Origin of the sequence: Actinomadura formosensis (genome assembly GCF_050948385.1) — a bacterium.
GTDB classification, from domain to species: Bacteria; Actinomycetota; Actinomycetes; order Streptosporangiales; family Streptosporangiaceae; genus Spirillospora; species Spirillospora formosensis.
Genome location: NZ_CP192011.1, coordinates 4,166,332 through 4,188,883, shown reverse-complemented (window position 1 = coordinate 4,188,883; position 22,552 = coordinate 4,166,332). Strand labels below are relative to the sequence as shown.

Here is a 22,552-nt window from a genome sequence, read left to right as displayed (position 1 = left end):
GACGGCTCAGCGAGGTGAACCGATGCCCGCCTTCGACGACGGCTCCCGGGTGAGCTTCGGGGCCGACGAGTTCGTCTTCGTCGAACTGTCCGCGGAGATGTCGCTGGCCACCACGCTCCGGGTCATCGCGATCACCGACGAGCTGCGGAACCGGGAGATCCCCGGCCTGGTGGACATCTGCCCGGCCCATGTCAGCTACATGGTGCGGGTGTCCCCCGAAGAGCTCGACCCGCGCGACGTCGTACCGCGGCTCGCCGACATCCATCGCGCCGCCGCCGGCTCGGTCGGGCTCACCATCCGCGCCCGGGTCATCGACTTGCCGATCTTCTACAACGATCCGTGGACCCACGAGACGCTGATGAGGTTCCGCGACCGTCACCAGGCCCCCGACCTGACCGACCTCGAGTACTCCGCCCGGCTGAACGGTTTCCAGGACGTGGACGAGTTGATCGCCGCGCACTCCTCCAGCCCGTTCATCGCGACCTTCATCGGGTTCGTGCCCGGCAACGCCGAGTCGTACCAGCTGGTGCCGCGGGATCGGCAGCTCGAAGTACCGAAGTACCTGCGGCCGCGGACCGACACCCCGGCACGCGCGCTGGGCCACGGCGGGGCGTTCACCACGATCTACCCGGTCCGCGGTGCCGGTGGCTTCCAGCTGTTCGGGCGCTCACCGTTGCCCGTGTTCGACGCCGGGCAGCGGCTTCCCGACTTCGCCGACAGCATCGTGCTTCCCCGCAGCGGCGACATCTTCAAGTACCGCCCGATCGACCGGGACGAGTACGACGACCTGCGCCGCCAGGTGGAGCAGGGCGACTTCCGGTACCGGATCCACGAGACCGTCTTCGACCTCGGCGCGTTCACCGCGGACCCGGTCGGCTACAACAGAACCCTGCTGGAGGTGCTGGCCGATGATTGAGGTGGTCGCGCCCGGCCTGCACTCCTCGGTCCAGGACCGCGGCCGGTCCGGGTACTACGCCGTCGGCGTCCCGCCGTCCGGAGCGATGGACCTGTTCGCCCACGACGCGGCGAACGCCCTGGTCGGGAATGCCCCGGACGCGGCCGGGCTGGAGATCACCTTCCTCGGTCCGACCCTGACGTTCCAGGTCGCCACGGTGATCGCGGTGACCGGCGCAACGGTCGACGTGGCGTTCTCGAACGGCCGGCGGATCCCGCTGTGGACGAGCCAGCTGGTCCGGGCCGGGCAGACGGTCCGCTTCGCGGCGATGAGTTCCGGCGCCCGGGCGTACCTCGCGGTCCGGGGCGGGATCGACACCCCAGTGGTGATGGGCAGCCGCTCGACGTACAGCTTGTCCGGGCTCGGCGGGCTGGACGGCAGGACCTTGCGCGCCGGGGATCTGCTCCAGATCGGAACGGACGTGCTGCCGGGAAGCCGGCACCGCCCGGGGGTCCAGGTCCCCGACGAACTGCGGCCGACGTACCCGGCCGAGCAGGAGATCCGGGTCGTCCCGGGACTGTGCGACTACCGGCTCACCGGCGAGGCGACCGAGGTGCTCTACTCCACGCCGTACGCGGTGACGGTCGAGGCGAACCGGACCGGGTACCGATTCCAAGGCGAGCCACTGGCGTTCCTCGACCGCACGGCCCCGTTCGGCGCCGGGCACGACCCGAGCAACGTGGTGAACCTGGGCTATCCGGTCGGCTCGATCCAGGCGCCCAGCGGTACCGAGCTGATCTGTCTGCTGCGCGACGCCGTCACCGGCGGCGGGTACGCCACGATCGGGACGGTCATCAGCGCCGATCTCGACCTGATCGCCCAGTCCAAGGCGCCGGATCAGGTGCTGTTCCGCCCGGTGAGCGTGGAGACGGCGCTGGCCGAGCGTGCGGTACGGGCTCGCCGGCTGGCCGCCATCCGGCAACTCGCGCTCATCTGACCCCGTCCGCTGAATCGGCCGGCTCCGAGCCTTCGGGGCGTTCGTATGCTTGCCACCGACGCCGGGCGGCGCGTGAGAGGAGCGGCTGATGAAGCACGGGAACGAGGCTGGCACCTCACCCCTGCACCTGATCGCCCGGCACCTGCTGGAGGAGCGGCTCGAGGAGCTCACCACCACGGCGGTCGCCCGGGTGCGGGCGGACGAACCGGAGTACGCCGGGTCGATGGTCAGCCAGGACGACCTGACCCGGGCGATGCGGCGGACCCTGGCGCTCGCCCTGCTCCGGCTGCTCGGCGAGACGCCGCCCGACGACGTCGCCACGGCCGCCTCCCAGGTCGGCCGGCTGCGCGCCGAACAGGGCCTGCCGCTCTCGGCGTTGCTGCACTCGTACCGGATCGACCTGCGGATCCTCTGGGAGGCGATCATCGCCGAGGGCGCCGCTCGCGGCTACGCCTCGGACGAGGCGTTCCTGGAGAGCTGCATCCTGGTCTGGGAGGCGGTCGAGGCCAACATCGCCGAAGTCGTCGATGCGTACCGGCGGGCCGAGGAGAACCTCGCCCGGCGGCGCGACGTTCTGCGCGCCCGGGCGTTCGAGCGGCTGGTGCGCCAGGCCGAGAGCGACCCGTCCGTGGTCCGCGAGGCGTCCAGCCGCATGGAACTGCCCAGCCGGGCGAGGTACCTGGTCGTGGTCGGTGAGGACGTCCCGGTCAGTCACGAGACGCTGGTCACCATCACGTCGCGACTCAGTGCGCGGGGGCTGTCGTGCCACTTCGGCTGGATCGAGGACAATCTGATCGGCGTCGTGCTGCTGGCCGGCCGAAGAGCCGCGGACATCGTCGCCCTGCTCGAACCACTGTCGAGCTGGAAATGCGGTGCGGCGGTCGTCGACGGGCTCGCGGGCATTCCGCGGGGCAGCCGCCTGGCGCGTGCGGTGATTCCGGCACTGGTCGCGCCGGGAGTCCAGTTGCTCAGCGCGAACTGGCCGGCGACGGTGGTCGCCGCCGACCACGAGGTCGCCGCCGCCCTGGCCGAGGAGATCCTCGGCCCGTTGTACGCGCTGCCGCATCACGAACGCGCGGCCGTGTTCGAGACGCTCGACGCCTACATCGACGGAACGGGGTCGGTGACCGAGATCGCCGCCCTCACGCTGCGGCACCGCAACACCGTGCGGAACCGGCTGCGGACCGTCGAGCGCATCACCGGACTGTCGCTCGGCAAGCCGAAGGACCTCACCACCCTGACGCTTGCCATGGAGTGGTGCCGGAGCCAGGAGGGTCCCAAAGCCTGGCACTGAAGGCGTTGCGCAGTTGCCCCCGGTTGCCCGCATGACCAGGTGCAACACGCCTTGTGCCGTCGTTCACCGCTGCTGTTCGACTCGGGTGCGGCTCGAACGCGGGGATGCGGTTGATCGAGCGGTGATGGCGTATTCGTCTTGGTGCCGGGTCTGGTGAACGCGGTGGCGTAGTCCGGCCGGGACGAGACAGCCCATCCGCCTGTGAGATCGGCGGGCGGGATGGCCAAGGCGATGGGGGCCACCCAGACGAGGCCGGTGGCGTACGTCACATGACCGTGCCGTCACAAGCGGCGGACGCCCGGCATCTCGTGTTCGTCAGGGCCCCGCGCGAACGAACCGCGCGGCATCTACCCCTCAACGAGTGAGGACGAAGTCATGGAACCTCGTTTCAACCTGTTCGCCAACGAGCTCGGCGCCAAGATCGGTAAGCGGATCGCCAACGTCAGCCTGGTGATCCAGGAGTCGCCGTTGCCCAGGGCCCTCCAGGAACTGGTGGAGTTGCGCGTCAGCCAGATCAACGGGTGCGGTTTCTGTGTCGACGCCCACACCAAGGAGGCCGCGGCCGCCGGTGAGACCGTGGTCCGGATCAATCTGGTGGCCGCCTGGCGCGAGTCGACGGTGTTCACCGAGGCCGAACGGGCCGCGCTGGCGCTCGCGGAGGAGGGCACCCGGCTCGCAGACGCCCACCAGGGCGTGTCCGACGAGACCTGGGCCGAGGCGCGCAAGCACTACAACGACGACGAGATCGTCGCGCTGGTCTCCCTGGTCGCGATGATCAACGCGGCCAACCGGCTCGGCGTGATCCTGCGCCAGAAGGGCGGGTCGTACGAGCCCGGTGTGTTCGCCGGCATGTCGAGCTGAACAGGTGGCTGAACCTCGGCCCGGCCCGGATCTCCCGATCCGGGCCGGGCCTGCGCATATGCGGGAACGCCACCGCTCCATCGAGTCGCTGTCCGCGAATGCGGCCTCATCGCGCCCAACTCCCTCGGCCGCGTCTGCGTTCACTCGGTCCGCCGGGACATCGCGAACAAGTGTGAGGTCGGCGTGCCCGCGTCACATTCCGGGCGGCTGTGTCGTCGGACCGGTGAACCGTGAGCAGAGGAGGGAAACCGGCCCGTGAAACGTCGCGATCATTTACTACAGCGCCGCAGGCACCGTGCACGGCCCGGCGCCAGTTGCCGCCGAGGGCGCGCAGACGAAAGCGCACCCTCCCTGGGGTGGTACAGGACGAGCTCGCCGGCAAGGTGTACTCGGCTTTCACCACCTCCAGCACCGCCTGATTCGGTGCCGCCGGCTCCAGTCCCGGCACCGCCGCGGTGAATTCCGGTTCTTCCTACAAAACGTGCACCCAGAGCGGCCCAGATTGAGGGCGGCACTGCGGACGGCCGTCCCTGCGACCTGACGACCTCATTTCCCTAAAGGAGTTACCGAACATGACCGATCTCAGCGAGCTGACCGGCGACTACGTCCTCGATACCGTTCACACCCGGATCGGGTTCGTGGCCCGGCACACGATGGCCACCAGGGTGCGCGGGCGGTTCGACGAGTTCGAGGGTGAGCTGTACCTGGACGGCGACCACCCGTCGAAATCCGGCGTACGGCTCACGATCCGGACGCAGAGCATCCAGACCCGCAGCGCGCAGCGCGACGACCTCCTGCGCGGCAAGTTCCTGGGCATGACCGGCCACCCGGTCATCACCTTCACCTCGACGGAGGTGGAGCAGACCGACGACACCAACTTCAAGGTCACCGGTGATCTCAGCGTGCGGGGCGTGACCAAACCGGTCACCGTTGACGTGCAGTTGACCGACAGTGCGAACGGCGTGCGGGTCGGCTTCAAGGGCGGCGTCACGATCAACCGCAACGACTGGGGCGTGAACTGGAACGCGGCGACCAAGGTCATGATCAGCCCGAGTGTGACAGTGGAATTCGAGGTCGCGGCGATCCGACGACGGTCCTGACAGGGCACGCCTCTGCCCGACCGGCAACCGCCCACCGCTTGCCGTCACCGAAGTGATCGAATGGGCCGGGGCGATCGAGCCGTCCGGCCTCGCCCTAGGCGCACCGGCCGTCATGTCTCGCGTCGCCGCGTGCGGGAACAGCGGACCCTGGAACTCCGATGCCCGATCGGGTCATGTCAGGCGTCGTGGACGGGGAAGTCGGTGTACCCGGCCGCGCCGCCCCCGTACCAGACGCTGCGGTCAGCGGAGGCCAGGGGCGTCCCGGTCGCCATCCGCTCGACGAGGTCGGGGTTGGCGATGAACGGCCGGCCGAAGGCGACAAGGTCCGCCAGCCCGGATTCGAGGGCCTCCTCCGCCCGTGCCACGTCGTATTGATGCGCCACGGCGATCGGGCCGGTGAAACGGTCGCGCAGCGCCTTGCGGAATTCCATGTCCGGCCGGGCGAGGTCGTCGAACGACGCGTCCGCCTCGGCCAGGTGCAGGTAGGCGATGCCCATCTCGTCCAGCCAGTCGGCGCACCGGAGCAGGGTGCCGGTCATCTCGGGGTCGTCGGCGTCCGCGTAGCCGATCCGGGGGCTCACCCGCAGGCCCACACGGGCCTCGCCGATGGCATCGGCGACCGCTTCGACCACCTCCCGCAGGAACCGCCCTCGCGATTCCCGGCCGCCCCCGTAGGCATCGGTGCGGCGGTTGGTCGTGGCACGGAGGAACTGGTCGATCAGGTAACCGTTCGCGCCGTGGAGTTCCACGCCGTCGAAACCGGCCCGGACGGCCCGGACGGCCGCGTCGCGGAAGTCGCCGACGATCCGCCGGATGTCCGCGACGTCGAGTGCGCGGGCTTCGTCGCACTGGACCGTTCCGGTCCAGCCGTCGGGGCGGGCGACCCACACGGAGGCGGGAGCGGTCTGACGCGACGGCGCCACCGGCCCGCCGCGGGATGTCTCGCGACAGGCCAGCCGTCCCACGTGCCAGAGTTGCATGACGATGCGGCCGCCCCGCTCGTGCACGGCTGACGCCACCTCCGCCCAGGCGCGCTCCTGCTCGTCGGTGTGGCACCCCGGAGTCTGCGAGTAGCCCTTGCCCTCCAGCGAGATGTTCGTCGCCTCGGTCACGATGAGGCCCGCGGACGCGCGCTGCGCGTAGTACGCGGCCGCCTCGGGTGAGGGGATCCCCTCGGGTTCACTCGCGCGTGCGCGTGTCATCGGCGCCATCACCACACGGTTCGCCAGCGGAATCCCCCCACGCAGTTCCAAGGGCGTGAACAGGCGTAGCGCCGCGGGGTCTGACATGCCATCTCCTTGATAGTGGACTTCGGCGTGATGGTGTCGCCCGGATCTCACCCGGCCGCGACCACCTTCGCGCCCGGGTTGCCGTCGTCGTCCACACGGGCGCCACCGACGTGCTCGCCACCGTCGACGGGAACGATGACTCCGGTGATGGCCCGCAGGTCCGGGCGGGCCAGCATCGTCACGGTGTCGGCGACGTCGTGGGCCGTGGTGAGCGTCCCGCGTGGAATCCTGCGTTCGAAGTGCGCGCGCCGGTTCGGGTCCGCCAAGGTCCGCGCGACCAGCGGCGTCTCCACCACCCCCGGTGCCACCGCGTTGACCCGGATCCCGTGCGGAGCCAGTTCCAGGGCCGACGCCTTCGTCAGCATCGCCACCGCGCCCTTGGAGGCCGCGTAGTGGGAGAGGCCCGCGGTCGAGATCGACTGGCTGTCGATGGACGCCAGGTTGACGATCCGCCCGGGGGTGCCGCGCCGCACCATCGACCGCGCCGCCGCCTGCGTGCAGACGAAGACGCCGGTGACGTTGACGTCCAGGACGCGCCGGAACTCGGTGACGTCGAGGTCCAGCAGCCCGATCTCGGAGATCACTCCGGCGTTGTTCACGAGGACGTCGACAGGACCCAGGTCGCCCTCCGCGGCTTCCAGGGCGCGCGCGACCGCCTGCGGGTCGGTGACGGCCGCCTCGTACCCGCGGATACGCGCCGACCCGCGGGCTTGTGGCACCCGGTCCAGGTCCTGCCGCCGGAGCTCGATGACGGCGACGTCGTACCCGTCGTCCGCGAGCCGTTCCACGACGGCGGCGCCGATTCCGCCGGCACCACCTGTCACCACGGCAACGCCCATTCTCATTCCTCCACTTCCGCGAAATCTGTGTTCGCCCTGCTGACGGCCTGCAGCAAGGCTCGCTCAAGCAGGGGACGAGTGAGCCGCCGCCGGTACCAGGCACTGCCGCGCACGTCGTCGATCGGCGAGATGGCCTCCTGCACGGCCTCGTCCAGAGCGGCCGCCGAGTGGATCACGGAGGCGGGCTCCAGTCCGTTGAGGCGGTCGCCGACCGGCACGAGGATCGGCGTGGGTCCTGCGCCGCTGACAGCGACGCGGGCACGGACGACATGTCCGCGGGAGGTGTGCAGCACGACGGCGACGCCGACCGTCGCGAGATCCATCGACCGGCGTACGGTCGCCCGGCAGTAGGCGCCGGAGGACGAGCTCCGGGGCACCTCCACGTATTCGAGCACCTCGCCCGGGGCCAGGTCGGTGCGGCCGGGGCCGTGGAAGAACCGCGATGCCGGGATCCTGCGCTGACCGGAGGCCGATCGCGCGACCATGACCGCGTCGCTCGCCAGCAGGCCCGCGAGCGTGTCGCCCGAAGGCGAGGCCCGGCAGACATTGCCGCCGATCGTCCCGCGGCGTCGGGTCTGGCCGGACCCGATCAGCCCGGCACCGTCCACGATCGCCGCCCAGCACGGGTCCGTGACCCGGGCCAGCCGGGCGAGTGCGCAGGCCGCGCCGATCCGGAGGTGATCGCCCGTGTCCGCCAGGACGGTGAGCTCGGGCACGCGTGTGATGTCGACGATCACCTCGTGCCGGATCGCCCCCGCCGCGTAGAGGGGGACGAAGTCCGTCCCGCCCGCTATCACGCCCGCGCCCGCCCCGAGCAGCTCCAGCAGCCGGTCCAGGTCGGTGGCGCATTCCAGGTCCCGCATCATGTGGCCTCACCGCTCCGGATCGTTGCCGGCGCCAGCCCGGCCATCAGCCGGAGGACGGTCTCAGGGGTCATGGAGCACGACGCGGGCTGCACGCCGATCGCATCACGGACCGCGGAGCCGATCGCGGCGGCACCGGGGATCGCCGGCGCCTCCCCGATGCCCTTCAGACCGCGGTAACCCTCGCTGCCCGGGTGCTCGGTGACGAAATGGACGTCGATGGTCTCGGGCACGTCCAGGATCGTCGGCACCCGGTAGTCGTGCAGGTTCGCGTTCACGACCCGGCCCCGGTCGTCGCTCACGATCTCCTCGCTCAGCGCGTAGCCCAGTCCCTGCACGACGCCGCCGTGCACCTGCCCCCTGGCTCCGTGGGGATTCAGCACGGGGCCGGTGTCGTGGACGGCGGCGTACCGCTGAACCTCGACGGCCCCGGTCGCGAGGTCGACCTCCACCTGCGCCGCGTGACAATGAAAGGTGGGTTCGTTGAAGGCGCCCACCCAGCCGGACACGCAGCCCGGGTCGTGCTGGACGGGGGAGGGCTGGAAGCGGCCGTTGGCGGCGACCGGGCCGCCGGTGTCCATCGCCGCGGTGATGACCTCGGCGAGCGGCTGCGCCAGCTGCTCGATGCCGCGGACCCGCACGGTGCCGTCCCGGAGTTCGCAGTCCTGGACCGCGATCTCGTGGTCGTGCGCGTACTGCCGCAGCAGCACCTCGCGTACCTGGGCGGCGGCCGAGGCGATCGCCGTCCCGACACCGTAGAGCGTGCGGCTGCCCTGTGAGCCGTGGTCGACCGAGCCCCGGTCGGTGTCGCCCGCGGACACCAGGACGTCCGCGTTGTCGATGCCCAGCTCGTCGGCCACGATGGCGGCGAGCGTCTCGGAGACCGCGCCCGTGCCGATCTCGGTCGCCCCGGTGATCACCGTGGCCGTGCCGTCCTCGTTCATGGTCAGGGTGGCGGCGGATCCGACGGGCGAGACGGTCCAGATCGCGCACCCCAGGCCGTACCCGCGTGCCTTGCCGGGCGGTGGCGGCTGCGCTTCGGCCCGCCAGGTCGCAAGGTATTCCCGGCCTCGCCGCAGGACCTCGGCCATGGCGGGGTCGCGCATCACCTGCCCGGTCGGTCCCTCGTGGCCCTCGCGCAGTGCGCACCGCTCGCGCAGCTCCAGCGGGTCGATCCCCAGGCGTTCGGCGATGTCGTTCATGTGCGCCTCGACGGCGTACGACATCTGCGGTCCGGACGGAGCGCGGAAGGAGCCGGTCGGAACCGTGTTCGTGTAGACCGATCCCGAGACGATGTCCACGGCACCGACCTGGTAGGGGCCGCATGCCTGTAGGGCCGCCACCGAGGCGACCGGCGGGATGTCGTAGGCGTAGGCGCCGCTGTCGAGAAGGATGCGGGCACGCCGCGCGAGGATGTCGCCGTCGGCGGATACCGCGGACACGAGCTCGACCCGGGAGTTCTCCCGTGGTGCCGGGGTCTGGAACTCCTCCTCGCGGCTGCACAGCACGCTGACACGGCACCCGGTGTGCCGGGCGAGGACCGCGGCGATCGGGGCCATGCCCAGGTGCAGCTTGCCGCCGAACCCGCCGCCGAGGGTGGGCACCCTGACCGAGACGCGGTTCAGCGGCAGGCCGAACAGCTTGCTCAGGCCGGCCCGCACCTCGAACGGAGCCTGGGAGGTCGTGGTGACCGAAAGCCGGCCCTGGGACCACTCCGCGGTGGCCGCGCGCGGTTCGATGTACGCCTGGTGGACGCGGTGCGAGTCGACCACGGTGGTGACGATGACGTGGGCGCGCGCGAAGGCGCCGTCCACGTCGCCCCGAAGGATCCGGCTGCTCTCGGTGTGGTTGGGCCGGTCGTCGTGAACCCGGCGAGCCTCGTCGAGGGCCGCGGCCCGCAGGTCTACGACGGCTTCCTCTTCCTCGTACGACACCCGCACGGCCTGCGCGGCGGCCAGGGCGACCGTCCGGCTCCCGGCCGCCACGAGCGCGACGGGCTCGCCGACGTAGCGCACCCGGTCGCGGGCGAGCAGCGGCTCGTCCTCGACGAACAGCCCCTGCAGACCGGACGGGACGTCCCGCGCGGTGAGGACGGCCACCACCCCGGGCAGTTCCCGGGCGCGGGAGGCGTCGATGCCGGCGATGCGGCCCGCCGGGACGGCCGAGCGGACGACGGCGCCGTGCAGCTCCGCGGACCCGGCCAGGTCGTCGGTGTACCGGGCCGTGCCCGCCGTCTTGCCCGCGGCGTCCAGTCGCGTGAACTCCGTGCCGAGCCTGCTCATGACGTCCGTGCCTTTGCGTCGTCCCGGAACCTCTGAGCGGCCTGGCACACGCCGTCGGTGATCCCGATGTATCCCGTGCAGCGGCAGATGTTGCCGGCCAGCGCCCCCTTGACCTGGTCGCGGGACACCTCGCCCCCGCTGTGCTCCAGCAGGGCGGTGGCCGACACCACGATGCCGGGTGTGCAGATACCGCACTGGACGCCGCCGCAGGCGACGAGCGCCTCGCTGGTGGCACGTCCCGCAGGGGTCGTCACGACATCCTCGACCGTACGGATGCGGCGCCCTTCGCACTGCCGCGTGAAGACGATGCAGGAGCACACCGGCTCGTCGTCGACGAGCACCGTGCACGCCCCGCAGTCGCCGGTGCCGCAGCCGACCTTGGTGCCGGTGAGGCCGAGACCTGTGCGCAGCGTGTCGACGAGGAGGGTGTCCGGAGCCGCGTCCAGGACGTGCGCGGTGCCGTTGACGACCAGCGTGGTGGCCCGGGGAACCAGGTCCCGGGAGCCGGACGGGGCGTTCGGCAAGCCGCTCACCGCCCCTCGGGACGGTTGAGGACCGCGGCGTACGTCTCGTCCGTGGAGCCGATGAGCCGGCGCTCGCGGATGTAGGGCAGCGGAGTCGCCGGGTCCTGCGCGTCGATCTCGCGGGCCAGCCGCGCGCCGTCGAACACCGCGTCCGCGAGCAGCATGCGCGGGGCGACGCAGTCCCCGATCTGGTAGACCGCCTGCACCTCCGCACCGGGGTCCGCCTCGTGCAGTTCGCGCACCTGCTTGAAGTAGGAGTCGAGCGGAACCCGCTGGGTCGCCAGGACGAGGGCGTCGGACTCCCACTCCAGCTCGCGCTGTTCGGCGATGTGGTCGTGGGCGCGCACGACGCCGCCCTCGAAGGCGCTGATGATGTGCTCGGAGCGGACGGTGACGCCGAGACGCTCCAGCATCGGCCGCATGTGCACGTTCTCGCCGGTGAAGTCCATGTACGGCGACGAGTGCCCGAAGTTGGTCACCAGCGTGACCTCGTGGCCGTCGCGCCGCAGCTTCTCCGCGAGGCTGGATCCCATGAAGTAGCCCTCGGTGTCGTACACGGTCACCCGCCGGCCGGGGACGGGCTTGCCGTCACGCAGTACCTGCTCGGGCGTCAGGACGTCGGGCCGCGAGCCGGTGACGCCGGCGATCGGCTGGTGGGTGATGCCGTTGATGCCGGTGTCGACCCACTGCGCGCCCACGGCGACGATGACGATGTCGGCCCCGTACTCGTAGGCGTCCCGCGGCGAGAGCCGGGTGTTGGTGATCACCTGGACGTTCGGCAGCTTGCCCAGCTGGGCCTTGCGCCAGTCGATGACGCGGCCCCAGGCGCCCATCCCGGGCAGCCCGGCGATCCACCGCACGTGGCCGCCGAGGTCATCGGACGCGTCGACCAGATGCACGCCGGCCATGCCGCGCTTGCCGAGGGTGACGGCGCACTCCAGGCCGGCGGGTCCGGCGCCGACGATCAGGACGTTCTTGGCCTTGTTCCGCGCGGGCGGGATGACCTCGGGGTTCCAGCCGCGCCGGTACTCCTCGCCCGCCGCCGAGTTCTGCGTGCAGATCAGGTGCCAGCGCGCGTTCACCCGCGACACGCAGACGTTGCACCCGATGCACTCGCGGATGTCGTCGAGACGACCCTCCTCGATCTTGCGCGGGATGAACGGGTCGGCGATGGAGGGGCGGGCGGCGCCGATGATGTCCTGCTGGCCGCTGCGGACGACCTCGACCATGGTGTCCGGGCTGGTGAAGCGGCCGACGCCCACGATCGGCTTCGCGGTGTGCGGGCGGATCTTGGAGACCCACGCCTGCTGGAAGTTCTCCGGGTAGAAGCGGGACGGACCGGCGTCCTTGATCCACAGTTCGGCGTTCTCGCCGCCGACCTGCACGTCCCAGAAGTCCACCAGGTGGTCGGCCAGTTCGACGAAGCCGACTCCCTCCTCGTCGACGCGGATGCCGCCGTCGCCCTCGTGCAGGGAGTCGATGCAGAAGCGCGCCGCGATGACGACGTCGTCGACCGCCTCGTGCACCTGCTCGAGCGTCTCCAGCCAGAAGCGCGCCCGGTTCTCCAGCGAGCCGCCGTACTCGTCGGTGCGGTCATTGTGCAGCCGCATGAGGAACTGCACGGGCAGTGACGCCGACTCGCCGCCCCAGATGTTGAGGATGTCGAAGCCGGCGCGCTTGGCCCGCCGGGCGGCGGCGACGTACTGCCGCTGTACCTCGCGGATATCCCGCTTGTCCATCTTGATGACCGAACCGAGCCATCCGGCCTCCTCCAGGCGGTCGGTCAGGTGCCGCCCCGGCATCCGGCTGTCGAACCCGGTGAGGAACGCGCCTCCGGCGTGCAACTGGATCCCGGCGAGCGCGCCGTGCTCGTGCGCCTTTTCCACCAGCAGCGACCAGTTCCGGATGTCGTCGTCGTCCCAGATGCGGGACGGCGTCATCTGCCCGGCCCAGTCGAACTCCGGTGCGATCGTCGTCGCCTCGGTGTTCACCACCGCCCAGCCGCCCTCGGCCTTCATCGCGCGATGGTGCGCGTTGCCGCCGGGGAAGACGTCACCGAAGCCGGTGCAGTGCGGGGCCTGGTAGAAGCGGTTCTTCATCGTCCGCGGACCGATGCGGACGGGTTCGAAGAGAACGTCGTACTGCGCGGGGCGAGACATGGGTGTTTCCTCTCGGTGGCCGGCTACGGCGGCGCGCCTGCAGACCTGATGCTCGTATTGTGAATATCTGCTCGTAGAGTGACTGCGTGGGATGGGGGATGTCAAGGGGAGGCGGGGCGGCCCGTCTCCGGCTGCTCGGGGCGGGTCGGCGGATGGAGCGGGCAAGCGTCGCCGGCCCCCCGCCAGGACGGATCGGCGACTGGCCCCCACCGGGCACCGGGCGCGCGATCGACCCGATGACCAGCCACAACGAGGCTATGCGGCCATCGCGGGTGCGGGCACGCGCCGCACGGGACCGTGCCTCACGGGCACGCCCTGCCGCCGTCCATCCGGGGACGGGTCACGGGTGCGCGATGCCGTGGGTCCTCCCGGCGGGTGGGGGAGGACCTGACGTCAGTCCCCGAACTGGTCGAGCTGCCGGGCGCGCTCGCCGATGTCGCGTGCGGCGTCGAGCAGCATGGGCGCCAGTTTGCCGTCCACCTCGTCCTCCGGCAGCGGCCGTGCGATGGACAGGTTGATGGCGGCGATCGGCTGTTCGCCCGTGCCGAGGACCGGCACCGCGATGCCCCGGACGCCGACCGCGACCTCCTGGTCGTTGAAGGCGTAGCCCTTCTCCCGGATCCGCGCGAGCTCCTCGCGCAGCTCCGCGCGATCGGTCATCGTGTACGGGGTGAGCCGGGGGAAGTCGGAGTTCGAGAGGATCTCCTCGACCTGGTCGTCCGGCATGAACGCGAGCATGGCGCGCCCCAGCGAGGAGACGGCCATCGGCAGCCGGCTGCCGACGACCAGCCGCAGCGCGAGCAGGTCGTCGTTGAGCAGTCTCGCCACGTAGACGATCTCGGACCCGTCCGGTATGGCGAGGTTGACCGTCTCGCAGGTGTCGTGCCGCAGGGCCTGCAGCCGGGGCATGGCCATCTCGACCAGGCCGCGTCCGCCGAGGGCGGCCTGGGCCAGCGAGAGCACCTTCAACCCCGGCCGGAACGTGCTCTGCCGGATCTCCTCCAGATAGCCGAGGCGGCGCAAGGTCTGGCAGAACCGGTAGGCGGTCCCCCGGTTGAGCCCGGTCAGGCTCGCGATCTCGTTGGTGGTCAGCGTTCCCCGGCGTTCGTCGAACAGTTCCAGGATCGACAGTGCGCGGGCGACGGACTGGATGCCACCGTCCCCGGCCGTTTTCGGGCCGGAGTTCGTATCGCGAGCCACGGTCGGAGCATACTTCAACTCGTCCACGGGGGAGCCCTTTCCCAAGGATGTCGTGACCGGCTGGAAGAACTGGAGCCATCACCGGTCAGGCGCTCACCGGCCGGCCGCGGAGCTCCGCGGTGCGGGCACTGTCGAGCGCACCGTTCTCGCCCAGCGCCACGCCGTACACCTCGGCTGCCCGCTCCGGTGAGATCCACCCCTCGGCCACGTCCTGCCGCACGACCTCGGCGGGACGTTCGCGCGGGTCGCCGTACCCGCCTCCGCCCGCGGTGACGGACACGATGGTCTCGCCGTCCGCGAGTTCGATGATGCCCTGCGACCCGAGCGGGTGCAGGTTCCCCTGGGCGTCGCGCCGGTAGTGCTCGCTGGGTCCGCCGGGCAGGCCGCCGCGGATGCCCTGGGCCGGGTTGACCGCCCCGTCGGTCCCGTAGGCGACCGACAGCGTCGTCCCGACCGGACCGTATTCGACATAGGCCGACGGTGCGCCGCGGAAGCGGCCCGCGCCCTCGGTGTCCCGCACGAGCTTCTGCGTACGGACGCGGATCGGGTGCGCCGTCTCGGCGCCCTCGACGCTGTCGCGCCGCAGCATGCCACCGCAGCCGACGTGGAAGATCGTGAGCCAGCCGTCGGTCCACGGGGTGCCGGCGCCGCCGGTGACGGCCAGGAAGATCTGGTTGACGAAGTTCTTCCCGTTGCGCGGGTCCGTGCCGGACACGACCGCCGCCGCGGCCGGGATGACCGCCCCGCACTCGGCCATGCCCACGTCCTCGGCGAACGACGCGAACGCCCGCTGGACCATGTTGGACACCCGGTCGGCGAGGTTCGTGGTCGCGGCCGAGCAACTGTGCGGGTGCGACGGGACGCCCACCGCGCAGTTCTCCCGCAGCGCCACGTTGATGCGCCGCAGGCTGCCGGCGTTCGGCGGCACGTTCTCGCCGATGGAGTTGAACACGCCGATCATCGCCGCGGTGCGGGCCGTGGCCTCGGTCAGGTTCAGGCCGTTGGGCAGGCAGTCGACGTTCTCGCGCAGGTCGATGTCGATGCGGCCCGCGGCGGGGTCCACCCCGATGTCGACGTTGATCGGGACGCCGTCCGGAGCGCCCGGGTACGGGTCGTGCTCCGTCCGCGCGCTGAACCGGCCGGCGGGCAGGGCCGCGATGGCATCGGCCATCATCGTCTCGCCGTAGTCGAGCCACTCGACGACGAACTCCCCGAGCGTGTCCCAGCCGACCTCCCGGCCCAGTTCGAGCATGCGCCGCTCGCCGAGGCGGACCGCCCCCAGCAGGGCGAGGTAGTCGCCCCACCACTGCTCGGGGACGCGGATGCGCAGCTTGAGCATCCGCAGGATGTCGCTGACGTCCGCATAGTTCTGCTGCACCCGGCAGGCGTCGAAGATGAGGGCTCCCTCTTCGTAGACGTCCCGCGCGTTCGCCATGTAGGTCGTCGGCTGCGAGTTACCGCAGTCGGCCTGGTGCGCCTTCGCCAGCACGGTGAACCGGTGCACGCCCTCGTCGTCGATCACCGGTACGACCATGCAGTGGTCCGCCGCGTGCGAGTTGCCGTTGTACGGGGAGTTGTGCAGGAAGGCGTCCCCCCGCGTCAGCGCCGGGTAGGCCTCGGCGATGGCCCTGGAGATCAGGTCGGGGCCGCTCATCATGTGGATCGGCAGACTCTCGGCGCCGATGACCAGCTGGTGGTCGGCGCTGACGATGCAGCAGGAGAAGTCGTGGGCCGCGTTGAGGACGCCGGACCGGCTCGAACGGAAGATGGTGTTCATCATCCCCTCGACGATCACGTTCATGCGGCTGCTCAGGACCGCCATGCGGACGCCGTCCATTCAGATCACCTCGGCCTTTGCTGTCGTGGCCTCGCCGCGAGGACCGGGAACCATGTGCAGGGTCCCGGAGGACCTGCGTACGAAGGAGGCGCCCTCGTCGACGAGGATCGCCGTGGTGGCCGTCTCGACGATGGCGGGACCGGGCTGCGGACGCTCCACCGGGACGTCCTCCAGCCGCCAGACGGCGGCCGTGCGCCATCCCGCCCCGGCCAGGTAGATCTCCCGGGAGGCGGGTGCCCCGCCGCCCGGAGCCAGCACCGGCGGCCGCGGGTCGCTGAGCCGGCAGGAGGCGCGGGCATGCCAGCTCTCGATCTCGATGGGGGAGGCGGCGTCGGCGACCGCGAAGGTCTCCTGGTGCGCGATATGGAAGGCCTCGACCAGCTTCTCGACGCCCTCCGGCGTGCGGGTGAGCTCGGGGTCGATCGGCACTTCGAGCGTCCACACCTGGTTGGGGTAGCGGGCCTCCATGGCGTACTCGACCTCGCTGGACAGGATGTCCTTGCCCGCGTCGTCGATGAACTTGCGGCAGCGGGTCTCCAGCTCGCCGATGACGGCGGCGACACGCTCGTGGTCGAACGCGTCGGAACGGGTCTTGCCGTTGACCTCGAAACCGCGCGAGAGCTCGGAGATCAGCGCGCCCGCCGCGCTCAGCGCCGGGCCCATCAGCGGGACGATGACCTCCGGGCAGGACAGCCGCCGTCCGATGGCCACGGTGTTGAACCCGGCGGCGCCGCCACCGCCGACCAGGACGGCGCGGGACGGGTCGACGCCCTGGTGGCTCGTGATCTCCTCGATCGCACCGACCATGTGCTCGGTCGCCAGCTCCCAGATCGCCGCCGCCGCCTCGTGCACCGGCAGGCCCAGGGGCCGCGCGACGTGGACGTCCACCGCCTTGACGGCCGCGTCGACGTCCAGGCGGGACCGGCCGCCCAGGAAGTAGTCGGGGTTCAGGTAGCCCAGGACCAGGCAGGCGTCGGTGAGCGTTGGACGCTCTCCGCCGCGTCCGTAGCAGGCCGGCCCGGGGACGGCGCTCGCGCTCTCCGGCCCGACGTGCAGCATGCCGCCGGCGTCCACGTACGCCAGGCTGCCCCCTCCGGCGCCGACGCTGCGCACGTCCACGGACGGGAAGCCGGTCATGTGACCGAGGAACGGCTGCCCGATCCACGACTCCCGGGTCCACGGGATCCGGCCGTCGCGGACGACGCTGACGTCGTAGCTGGTGCCGCCGGTGTCCGCGACGACGGCCATGTCGGCCTCGGCGTCCAGGCCGGCGAAGAAGCGTCCCGCCACGGGCGCCATGGACGGCCCGGAATTGAGCGAATGGATCGGCGCGTCGGCCACGATCGCGGCGTCCAGAGCCCCTCCGGACGACGTCATCATCAGCAGACGGCCTTGGAAGCCCGCGTCCGCCAGGCGGGCGCGGGCGCCCGCGATGTAGGTCGTCATCAGCGGCTTCAGCGAAGCGTCGATCGCGGCCGACGACGCGCGCCGGTACTCGCGCAGGCACGGGTTGAGGTGGTGGGAGAGCGTGACCGGGACATCGGGCAGCTCGCGCCGGAGCACCTCCCCGACCAGCAGCTCGTGCGCCGGGTTGACGATGGACCAGAGCAGGCACACCGCCACGGCCTCGGCCTCCGCAGCGCGCAGCGAGCGGGCGAGCTCGACGACCGCGGCCTCGTCGAGCGCGGTCACCACCTCGCCCTGGGCATCGATGCGCTCGGTCAACTCGAACGTGAGGGACCGCGGCACGTAGGGATCGGGGTACGGCCGGCGCTGGTTGAAGATCTGCGTCCGCCCGCCTTCGCGCAGAAGGAGCATGTCGGGGTGACCCGCGGTCGTGACCAGCGCGGTACGGGCCACGTTCCCGGTGAGCACGGCGTTCAGACCGCGGGTGGTGCCGTGGAAGAGCATGGATCCGGCGGAGAGCAGGGACTCTCGCGAGCGGCCGAGCTCGTCGGCGGCGACCTGGAACGCGTCCAGGATGCCTTGCACGGGGTCTGCGGGCGTCGTGGGGCTCTTGTAGATGGTGAGGCTGCCGGAGCCGTCCTCGATGACGAGGTCGGTGAACGTTCCTCCGGTGTCGACTGCAAATCTCATTTGCGTCCTTCGCGACGGGATGGGGTGATGCGCTGCGGCCGTCAGCGCAAGAGCCCGCCGCCCAGGTTCCGCCATGCCGCGGCGGCGGGCAGGTCCTTGACGGTCTTCAGACCGGGCTCGGCGGCGAGCACGGCGGGCACCGCGTTGACGATCTGGGCGGACGTGGCGGGGATGGCGTCCATGCCGGGGCTGAGCGTCACCTTCACGGGGTGCGTCCCGTCGATCTCGAAGGTGTCGGCCGGTTCCATGGCGGCGTCGCGGGGACGCAGGTGGAGGACGAGGTCGAACTCGAGCATCGCCCGGCCCTCGACCATGCCGGTGGCGCGCTGCACGAAGCCCTCGGTGAGACCGGCCGGCAGCTCGCCGTAGGTGGTCGGGGCGGGTGACTCGGCCACCAGCGGCACGAAGGTCTCCTGCACGGGGCCGTCGAGCGGGATGCCGAGCCGCTCGGCGACGATCTGGATGGACTCCGGGAAGCCGACGTGGCCGGCGATCGTGCCGTCCGCGTGGCCCTTCTCGAACTCCGCCGGCGTGTAGCCGATGCCGAGCCGCCGGTGGATGTTCTGGCCGAAGCCGGCGACGTCGACGACGCGCCGGCCGCGTATCGACGTCACGTCCCAGCTGCACCCGCTGGCGGCGGCCAGGAAGCTGTCGAAGATGAAGCCGGGGTTGACGCCGGTACCGAGGACGGTGGCGCCGCCGGCCCGCGCCGCCTCATCGATCCGGCGGGCCGTCTCGGGGGCGCGGTTGAACGGGAAGGCGAGCTCCTCGCAGGGGGTGATGACGCCGGCGCCGGCCCGCGCGCACTGGATCACGTCGTCGGCGGTGTCCTGGAGGAAGGAGCCCGTCATGAGCAGGACGACGTCCGGCTCGCCGCTCAGGAGGTCGCTGAGGTCGGCGCCCACGACGACGTCCGAGGAGGTCGTCGATCCGGCGACCTCGCTGAGCCGCCGGCCCTGGTCGGCGGCCTCCTTGGTGATCGCGCCGACGATCTCGAAACCTTCCCGGTGGTCCAGCAGCAGCCGCGCGGCGGCTTTCCCGATGCTGCCGAGCCCGCAGATCGCGATCTTGGGTGTGGTCGTCATGGCCGGCTCCTTCTGCCGTCGGTGGTCATGGCCGATACCGGATGCGCCCGGGCTCACAGGTTGTCCTGGAAGAAACCGGCGACGCGGCCGGCGACGATGTGCTGCCGGTCCCGGTCGGCGTACAACGTGAGGTGGTCGGCGTTCGAGATCACCAGGAGATCCTTGGCCGTGCCGGGGATCTGCTCGTACGCCTTGAGCGCCAGGTCCCAGTGCGTGTGGTCGTCGCCCTCGGCGATGACCAGCAGCGCCGGCTTGCCGAGCAGGCGCGGCAGGTACGGGAAGACGCTGTAGCCGAGCAGCAGGTCGGCGGACTCCGCGGTGGCCTCGCCGATGTACGCCGGGGCCTCGCGCTGCTTCAGGGCGGCGAAGGTCTTCTTGCTCCTGGGGAACGGCCAGGTGGCCAGCTCGCCCTCTTCGGCGGGCTGGTGCGGGAAGTAGGTGACCTCGCCGGTGGCCCGGCGCTTGCGCCGGGCGTCCAGGATCGCCTGCCGCAGGCGCCGGAAGCCGAGTGTGCCGTGCGCCAGACGCATGTTCTGGTACCCGTCGGTGACGGGGACGATGCCGCACAGCGCCTTCACCCGCGGGTCGACGGCGCCGAGGATCAGCACGTGCCCGCCGCTGTAGGAAATGCCCCAGACACCGATGCGGTCGGCGTCGATCTCCGGGCGGGTCTCGATGTAGTCGATGGCGTTGCGGTAGTCCGCGATCTGAGCCGCCGGGTCGATGTGCTGGCGTGGTTCGCCGTCGCTGCCGCCGAAGCCGCGGTAGTCGAAGATGAGCGCGGCGATGCCCTGCCGGGCCAGGGCGGCCGCGTACGTCGGCTGCGCCAGCTCCTTGACGTAGCACCAGCCGCCGGCCATGACGACGCACGGGAACGGTCCATCGCCCTCGGGACGGTAGTAGAGGGCGGCGAGCCGGTGGCCGTCCGAGGTGAAGGAGAGGCTCTCGGGGACGATGGTGGAGGACATGGGGACCTTTCGTGGTCAGAACTTGGCGAGTTCGAGCAGCGACGCGTGAATGGTCGCGGGGGTGGGGATGACGGCCTCTTCGAGGGACACGCCGACAGGGATGGGAACGCGGTGGGCGCCGACGCGGTGCACCGGGCCGTCCAGGTCGGTGAAGAGCTCCCTGGCCGCCCAGGCGGCGATCTCCGAGCCCCAGCCGCCGTACTGCACCGCCTCGTAGACGACGGCCAGCTTGGACGTCTTCTTCACGGACGCGGCCACCGTCTCCAGGTCCAGCGGCCACAGGTAGCGCATGTCCACGACCTCGCAGGAGTACCCGGACTCTTCGAGGGTCGCCGCCGCCTCAAGGCACATGCCGGACATCCGTCCCGCTGAGACGACGGTCAGGTCGGCGCCCTCCCGGCGGACCGCCGCCCGCATGCCGCGCGGACCCTCGGTGAAGTCGACGTCTTCGCCGGCCGTGAAGTAGAGGTTCTTGTTCTCGAAGAACATGACCGGGTCGTCGAGGCGGATCGACTCGCGCATCATCCAGTAGGCGTCGGACGGCGTGCTGGGCATCGCGACGACGAGCCCCGGCGTCTGGGCGAACCAGGATTCCAGCGCCTGGGAGTGCTGCGGCCCGTGGTTGGTGCCGGCGCCGCCCGGCAGCCGCACCACCGCGGGGACGGAGAACTGCCCGTTGCTCATGTAGTGGATCTTGGCGGCGAAGTTGATGAGCTGGTCCATCGCCAGCATCACGAAGTCGGAGAACATGATCTCGACGACCGGCCGCATGCCCTCGGTGGCCGCGCCGGCCGCGAAGCCCGCGAGGGCCCCCTCCGCGATCGGCGAGTCCATGACCCGCTCCGGCCCGTACTTGTCGATGAGCCCCTTGGTCACGGTGAACACACCGCCGAGCGCGCCGACCTCCTCGCCCATCAGCACCACGGAGGGGTCCTCGGCCATCTCGTGGTCGAGGGCGGCCCGGATCGCCTCAGCGAACTTCAACACTGCCATGCCACTCGAGCCCTTCGCTTGCGTAGACGGTCTTGAAGGCGTCGGCGGGAGTGGGCGTCCGGCCCGCTTCGGCGCGTTCGACGGCCCGCCGGACGATCTCGTCGATCTCGCGATCGACCTCGGCCGCCCGCCCCGGCAGGGCGCGGTCGAGTTCCCGCCGCGACGCCTCGATGGGGTCGTTGGCGTCGAGCCACTGCCGGCCGTCGTCTTTCGGCCGGTACCGGTAGTCGGCGTCGTTGATGCTGTGGGCGCGTACGCGGTAGACGACGCACTCCAGAAAGGCCGGTCGCCCCTCCCGGCGGATGTACTGGACGAGCTCACTCGCGCACTCGTGCACCGCGCGGACATCCCGTCCGTCGACGTGCTCTGCGTGGATGCCCATCGCGCGGACCATGGCCGTGATCGAGCCGGGCGGGCCGAACATCTTCTCAACCGGCATCGAGTGCGCCCAGCCGTTGTTCTCGCAGACGAAAAGGCAGGGCGCCTCCCAGAACTTGGCCAGGCGCAGGCTCTCGCCGAAGACACCGTTGGCGAAGGCGCCGTCACCCCCGAAGGACACGGCGATGTCGTCCGTGCCCGCACGCTTCTTGGCCCAGGCCACACCGGCCGCCCACGGAATGCCGCCGCCCACGATCGCGGTCTCGCCGTAGAAGCCGACGGACCGGTCGTGCAGGTGCATCGAGGCACCGCGACCGCCGCTGGTGCCGTGCGTCTTCTTGTAAAGCTCGGCCAGCACCGCGTCCGCGGTGACGCCCTTGGCGAGCGCGTGCCCGTGCCCGCGGTGGTTGCTGGTGACCGCGTCGGTGCTGCGCAGCGCGGCGCAGACCCCCGCGGCGCAGCTCTCCTGGCCAAGTGAGGAATGGAACGACCCGGAGATCCGTCCTGCGCGATGCGAGCGCTCGATCGCCGTCTCGACCGCACGCGTCAGGACCATCGAGCGGTAGAGCTCGAGGTGCTGATGAGGGGTGGTGGTTGGGGGCATCGACAGGAGAATCCTTCTGCTCGTATTGTGTGCATCCGCTCGTATCGTGCACTTCACTCGGCGGCGGCGTCAAGCGCGCGTCGGCTCGAAGGTGCTCGTTATGCGAGCATCCAGTCGCATCAAGATAGCCCGCCCTTGTGCGGCGAAGACAATGCAGGTCATCGGTCCGGGCGGCCTCGGGGCATCGCCTCCGGGCAGATGGTTGACAGCCGCCGTCCGTTCGCTGCACAGTACGAGCACTAGCTCGTATGCCGACACGCCATCTTTCATCGCAGGTCAGCGCGCGC

The 22,552-nt window shown here is 70.9% G+C and carries 18 protein-coding genes; 5 read left to right on the top strand and 13 right to left on the bottom strand.

Features of this window, described 5'->3' with window-relative positions; all coding sequences use genetic code 11:
• Positions 1-22 precede the first annotated feature (22 nt).
• The 5 genes from ACQP1N_RS20150 (at position 23) to ACQP1N_RS20130 (ending at position 5,147) form a co-directional block, all read left to right on the top strand.
• Entirely contained in the window at positions 23-916 is an 894-nt protein-coding gene (locus ACQP1N_RS20150) for a 5-oxoprolinase subunit B family protein (protein ID WP_067793858.1), read from the top strand.
• A complete protein-coding gene (locus ACQP1N_RS20145) occupies positions 909-1,892 on the top strand; it encodes a biotin-dependent carboxyltransferase family protein (protein ID WP_433225912.1) in 984 nt (327 codons plus the stop codon). The genes ACQP1N_RS20150 and ACQP1N_RS20145 overlap by 8 nt, the downstream gene beginning before the upstream one ends.
• Positions 1,893-1,980: 88 nt before the next feature.
• Entirely contained in the window at positions 1,981-3,186 is a 1,206-nt protein-coding gene (locus ACQP1N_RS20140; RefSeq protein WP_067793856.1) for a PucR family transcriptional regulator, read from the top strand.
• 375 nt (positions 3,187-3,561) lie between these two features.
• Positions 3,562-4,047, top strand: coding sequence for a carboxymuconolactone decarboxylase family protein (locus ACQP1N_RS20135; protein WP_433225909.1), 486 nt, complete (start codon positions 3,562-3,564; stop codon positions 4,045-4,047).
• Positions 4,048-4,619: 572 nt separating this feature from the next.
• Complete coding sequence (locus ACQP1N_RS20130; protein ID WP_433225907.1) at positions 4,620-5,147, top strand: YceI family protein; 528 nt, start codon at positions 4,620-4,622, stop codon at positions 5,145-5,147.
• 176 nt (positions 5,148-5,323) lie between these two features.
• Here ACQP1N_RS20130 and ACQP1N_RS20125 read toward each other — a convergent pair whose 3' ends face one another.
• The 13 genes from ACQP1N_RS20125 to ACQP1N_RS20065 all read right to left on the bottom strand — a co-directional run bounded on the left by ACQP1N_RS20125 (position 5,324) and on the right by ACQP1N_RS20065 (position 22,265).
• Positions 5,324-6,436 (bottom strand): alkene reductase, encoded by a 1,113-nt coding sequence (locus tag ACQP1N_RS20125; protein WP_433225905.1) that lies wholly within the window; start codon positions 6,434-6,436, stop codon positions 5,324-5,326.
• A 47-nt stretch (positions 6,437-6,483) separates the two neighbouring features.
• Entirely contained in the window at positions 6,484-7,275 is a 792-nt protein-coding gene (locus tag ACQP1N_RS20120) for an SDR family NAD(P)-dependent oxidoreductase (protein ID WP_433225903.1), read from the bottom strand.
• A gap of 2 nt (positions 7,276-7,277) precedes the next feature.
• Positions 7,278-8,141, bottom strand: coding sequence for an FAD binding domain-containing protein (locus ACQP1N_RS20115; protein ID WP_084263250.1), 864 nt, complete (start codon positions 8,139-8,141; stop codon positions 7,278-7,280).
• Positions 8,138-10,420, bottom strand: a complete 2,283-nt coding sequence (locus ACQP1N_RS20110) for a xanthine dehydrogenase family protein molybdopterin-binding subunit (RefSeq protein ID WP_433225901.1) — start codon at positions 10,418-10,420, stop codon at positions 8,138-8,140. Before ACQP1N_RS20110 ends, ACQP1N_RS20115 begins: the two co-directional genes overlap by 4 nt.
• Entirely contained in the window at positions 10,417-10,953 is a 537-nt protein-coding gene (locus tag ACQP1N_RS20105) for a (2Fe-2S)-binding protein (protein WP_207393964.1), read from the bottom strand. Before ACQP1N_RS20105 ends, ACQP1N_RS20110 begins: the two co-directional genes overlap by 4 nt.
• Positions 10,950-13,103, bottom strand: a complete 2,154-nt coding sequence (locus tag ACQP1N_RS20100; RefSeq protein WP_433225899.1) for an NAD(P)-binding protein — start codon at positions 13,101-13,103, stop codon at positions 10,950-10,952. Before ACQP1N_RS20100 ends, ACQP1N_RS20105 begins: the two co-directional genes overlap by 4 nt.
• A gap of 393 nt (positions 13,104-13,496) precedes the next feature.
• Positions 13,497-14,303, bottom strand: coding sequence for an IclR family transcriptional regulator (locus ACQP1N_RS20095; RefSeq protein WP_067803213.1), 807 nt, complete (start codon positions 14,301-14,303; stop codon positions 13,497-13,499).
• 85 nt (positions 14,304-14,388) lie between these two features.
• The gene (locus tag ACQP1N_RS20090) at positions 14,389-16,140 is read right to left on the bottom strand and encodes a hydantoinase B/oxoprolinase family protein (protein WP_067803215.1); all 1,752 of its coding nucleotides are present in this window, start codon (positions 16,138-16,140) and stop codon (positions 14,389-14,391) included.
• On the bottom strand, positions 16,141-18,237 hold the full coding sequence (locus ACQP1N_RS20085) for a hydantoinase/oxoprolinase family protein (RefSeq protein WP_433225896.1): 2,097 nt from the start codon (positions 18,235-18,237) through the stop codon (positions 16,141-16,143). It lies immediately after the preceding gene.
• Between the two features lie 41 nt (positions 18,238-18,278).
• The gene (locus ACQP1N_RS20080) at positions 18,279-19,322 is read right to left on the bottom strand and encodes an NAD(P)H-dependent amine dehydrogenase family protein (RefSeq protein WP_067803221.1); all 1,044 of its coding nucleotides are present in this window, start codon (positions 19,320-19,322) and stop codon (positions 18,279-18,281) included.
• A 53-nt stretch (positions 19,323-19,375) separates the two neighbouring features.
• Positions 19,376-20,290: an alpha/beta hydrolase gene (locus ACQP1N_RS20075; protein WP_433225894.1), complete on the bottom strand. Its 915-nt coding sequence runs from the start codon at positions 20,288-20,290 to the stop codon at positions 19,376-19,378.
• A 15-nt stretch (positions 20,291-20,305) separates the two neighbouring features.
• Positions 20,306-21,274 (bottom strand): alpha-ketoacid dehydrogenase subunit beta, encoded by a 969-nt coding sequence (locus ACQP1N_RS20070; protein WP_207393965.1) that lies wholly within the window; start codon positions 21,272-21,274, stop codon positions 20,306-20,308.
• Positions 21,261-22,265: a thiamine pyrophosphate-dependent dehydrogenase E1 component subunit alpha gene (locus ACQP1N_RS20065; protein WP_433225891.1), complete on the bottom strand. Its 1,005-nt coding sequence runs from the start codon at positions 22,263-22,265 to the stop codon at positions 21,261-21,263. The genes ACQP1N_RS20070 and ACQP1N_RS20065 overlap by 14 nt, the downstream gene beginning before the upstream one ends.
• Positions 22,266-22,552 lie beyond the last annotated feature (287 nt).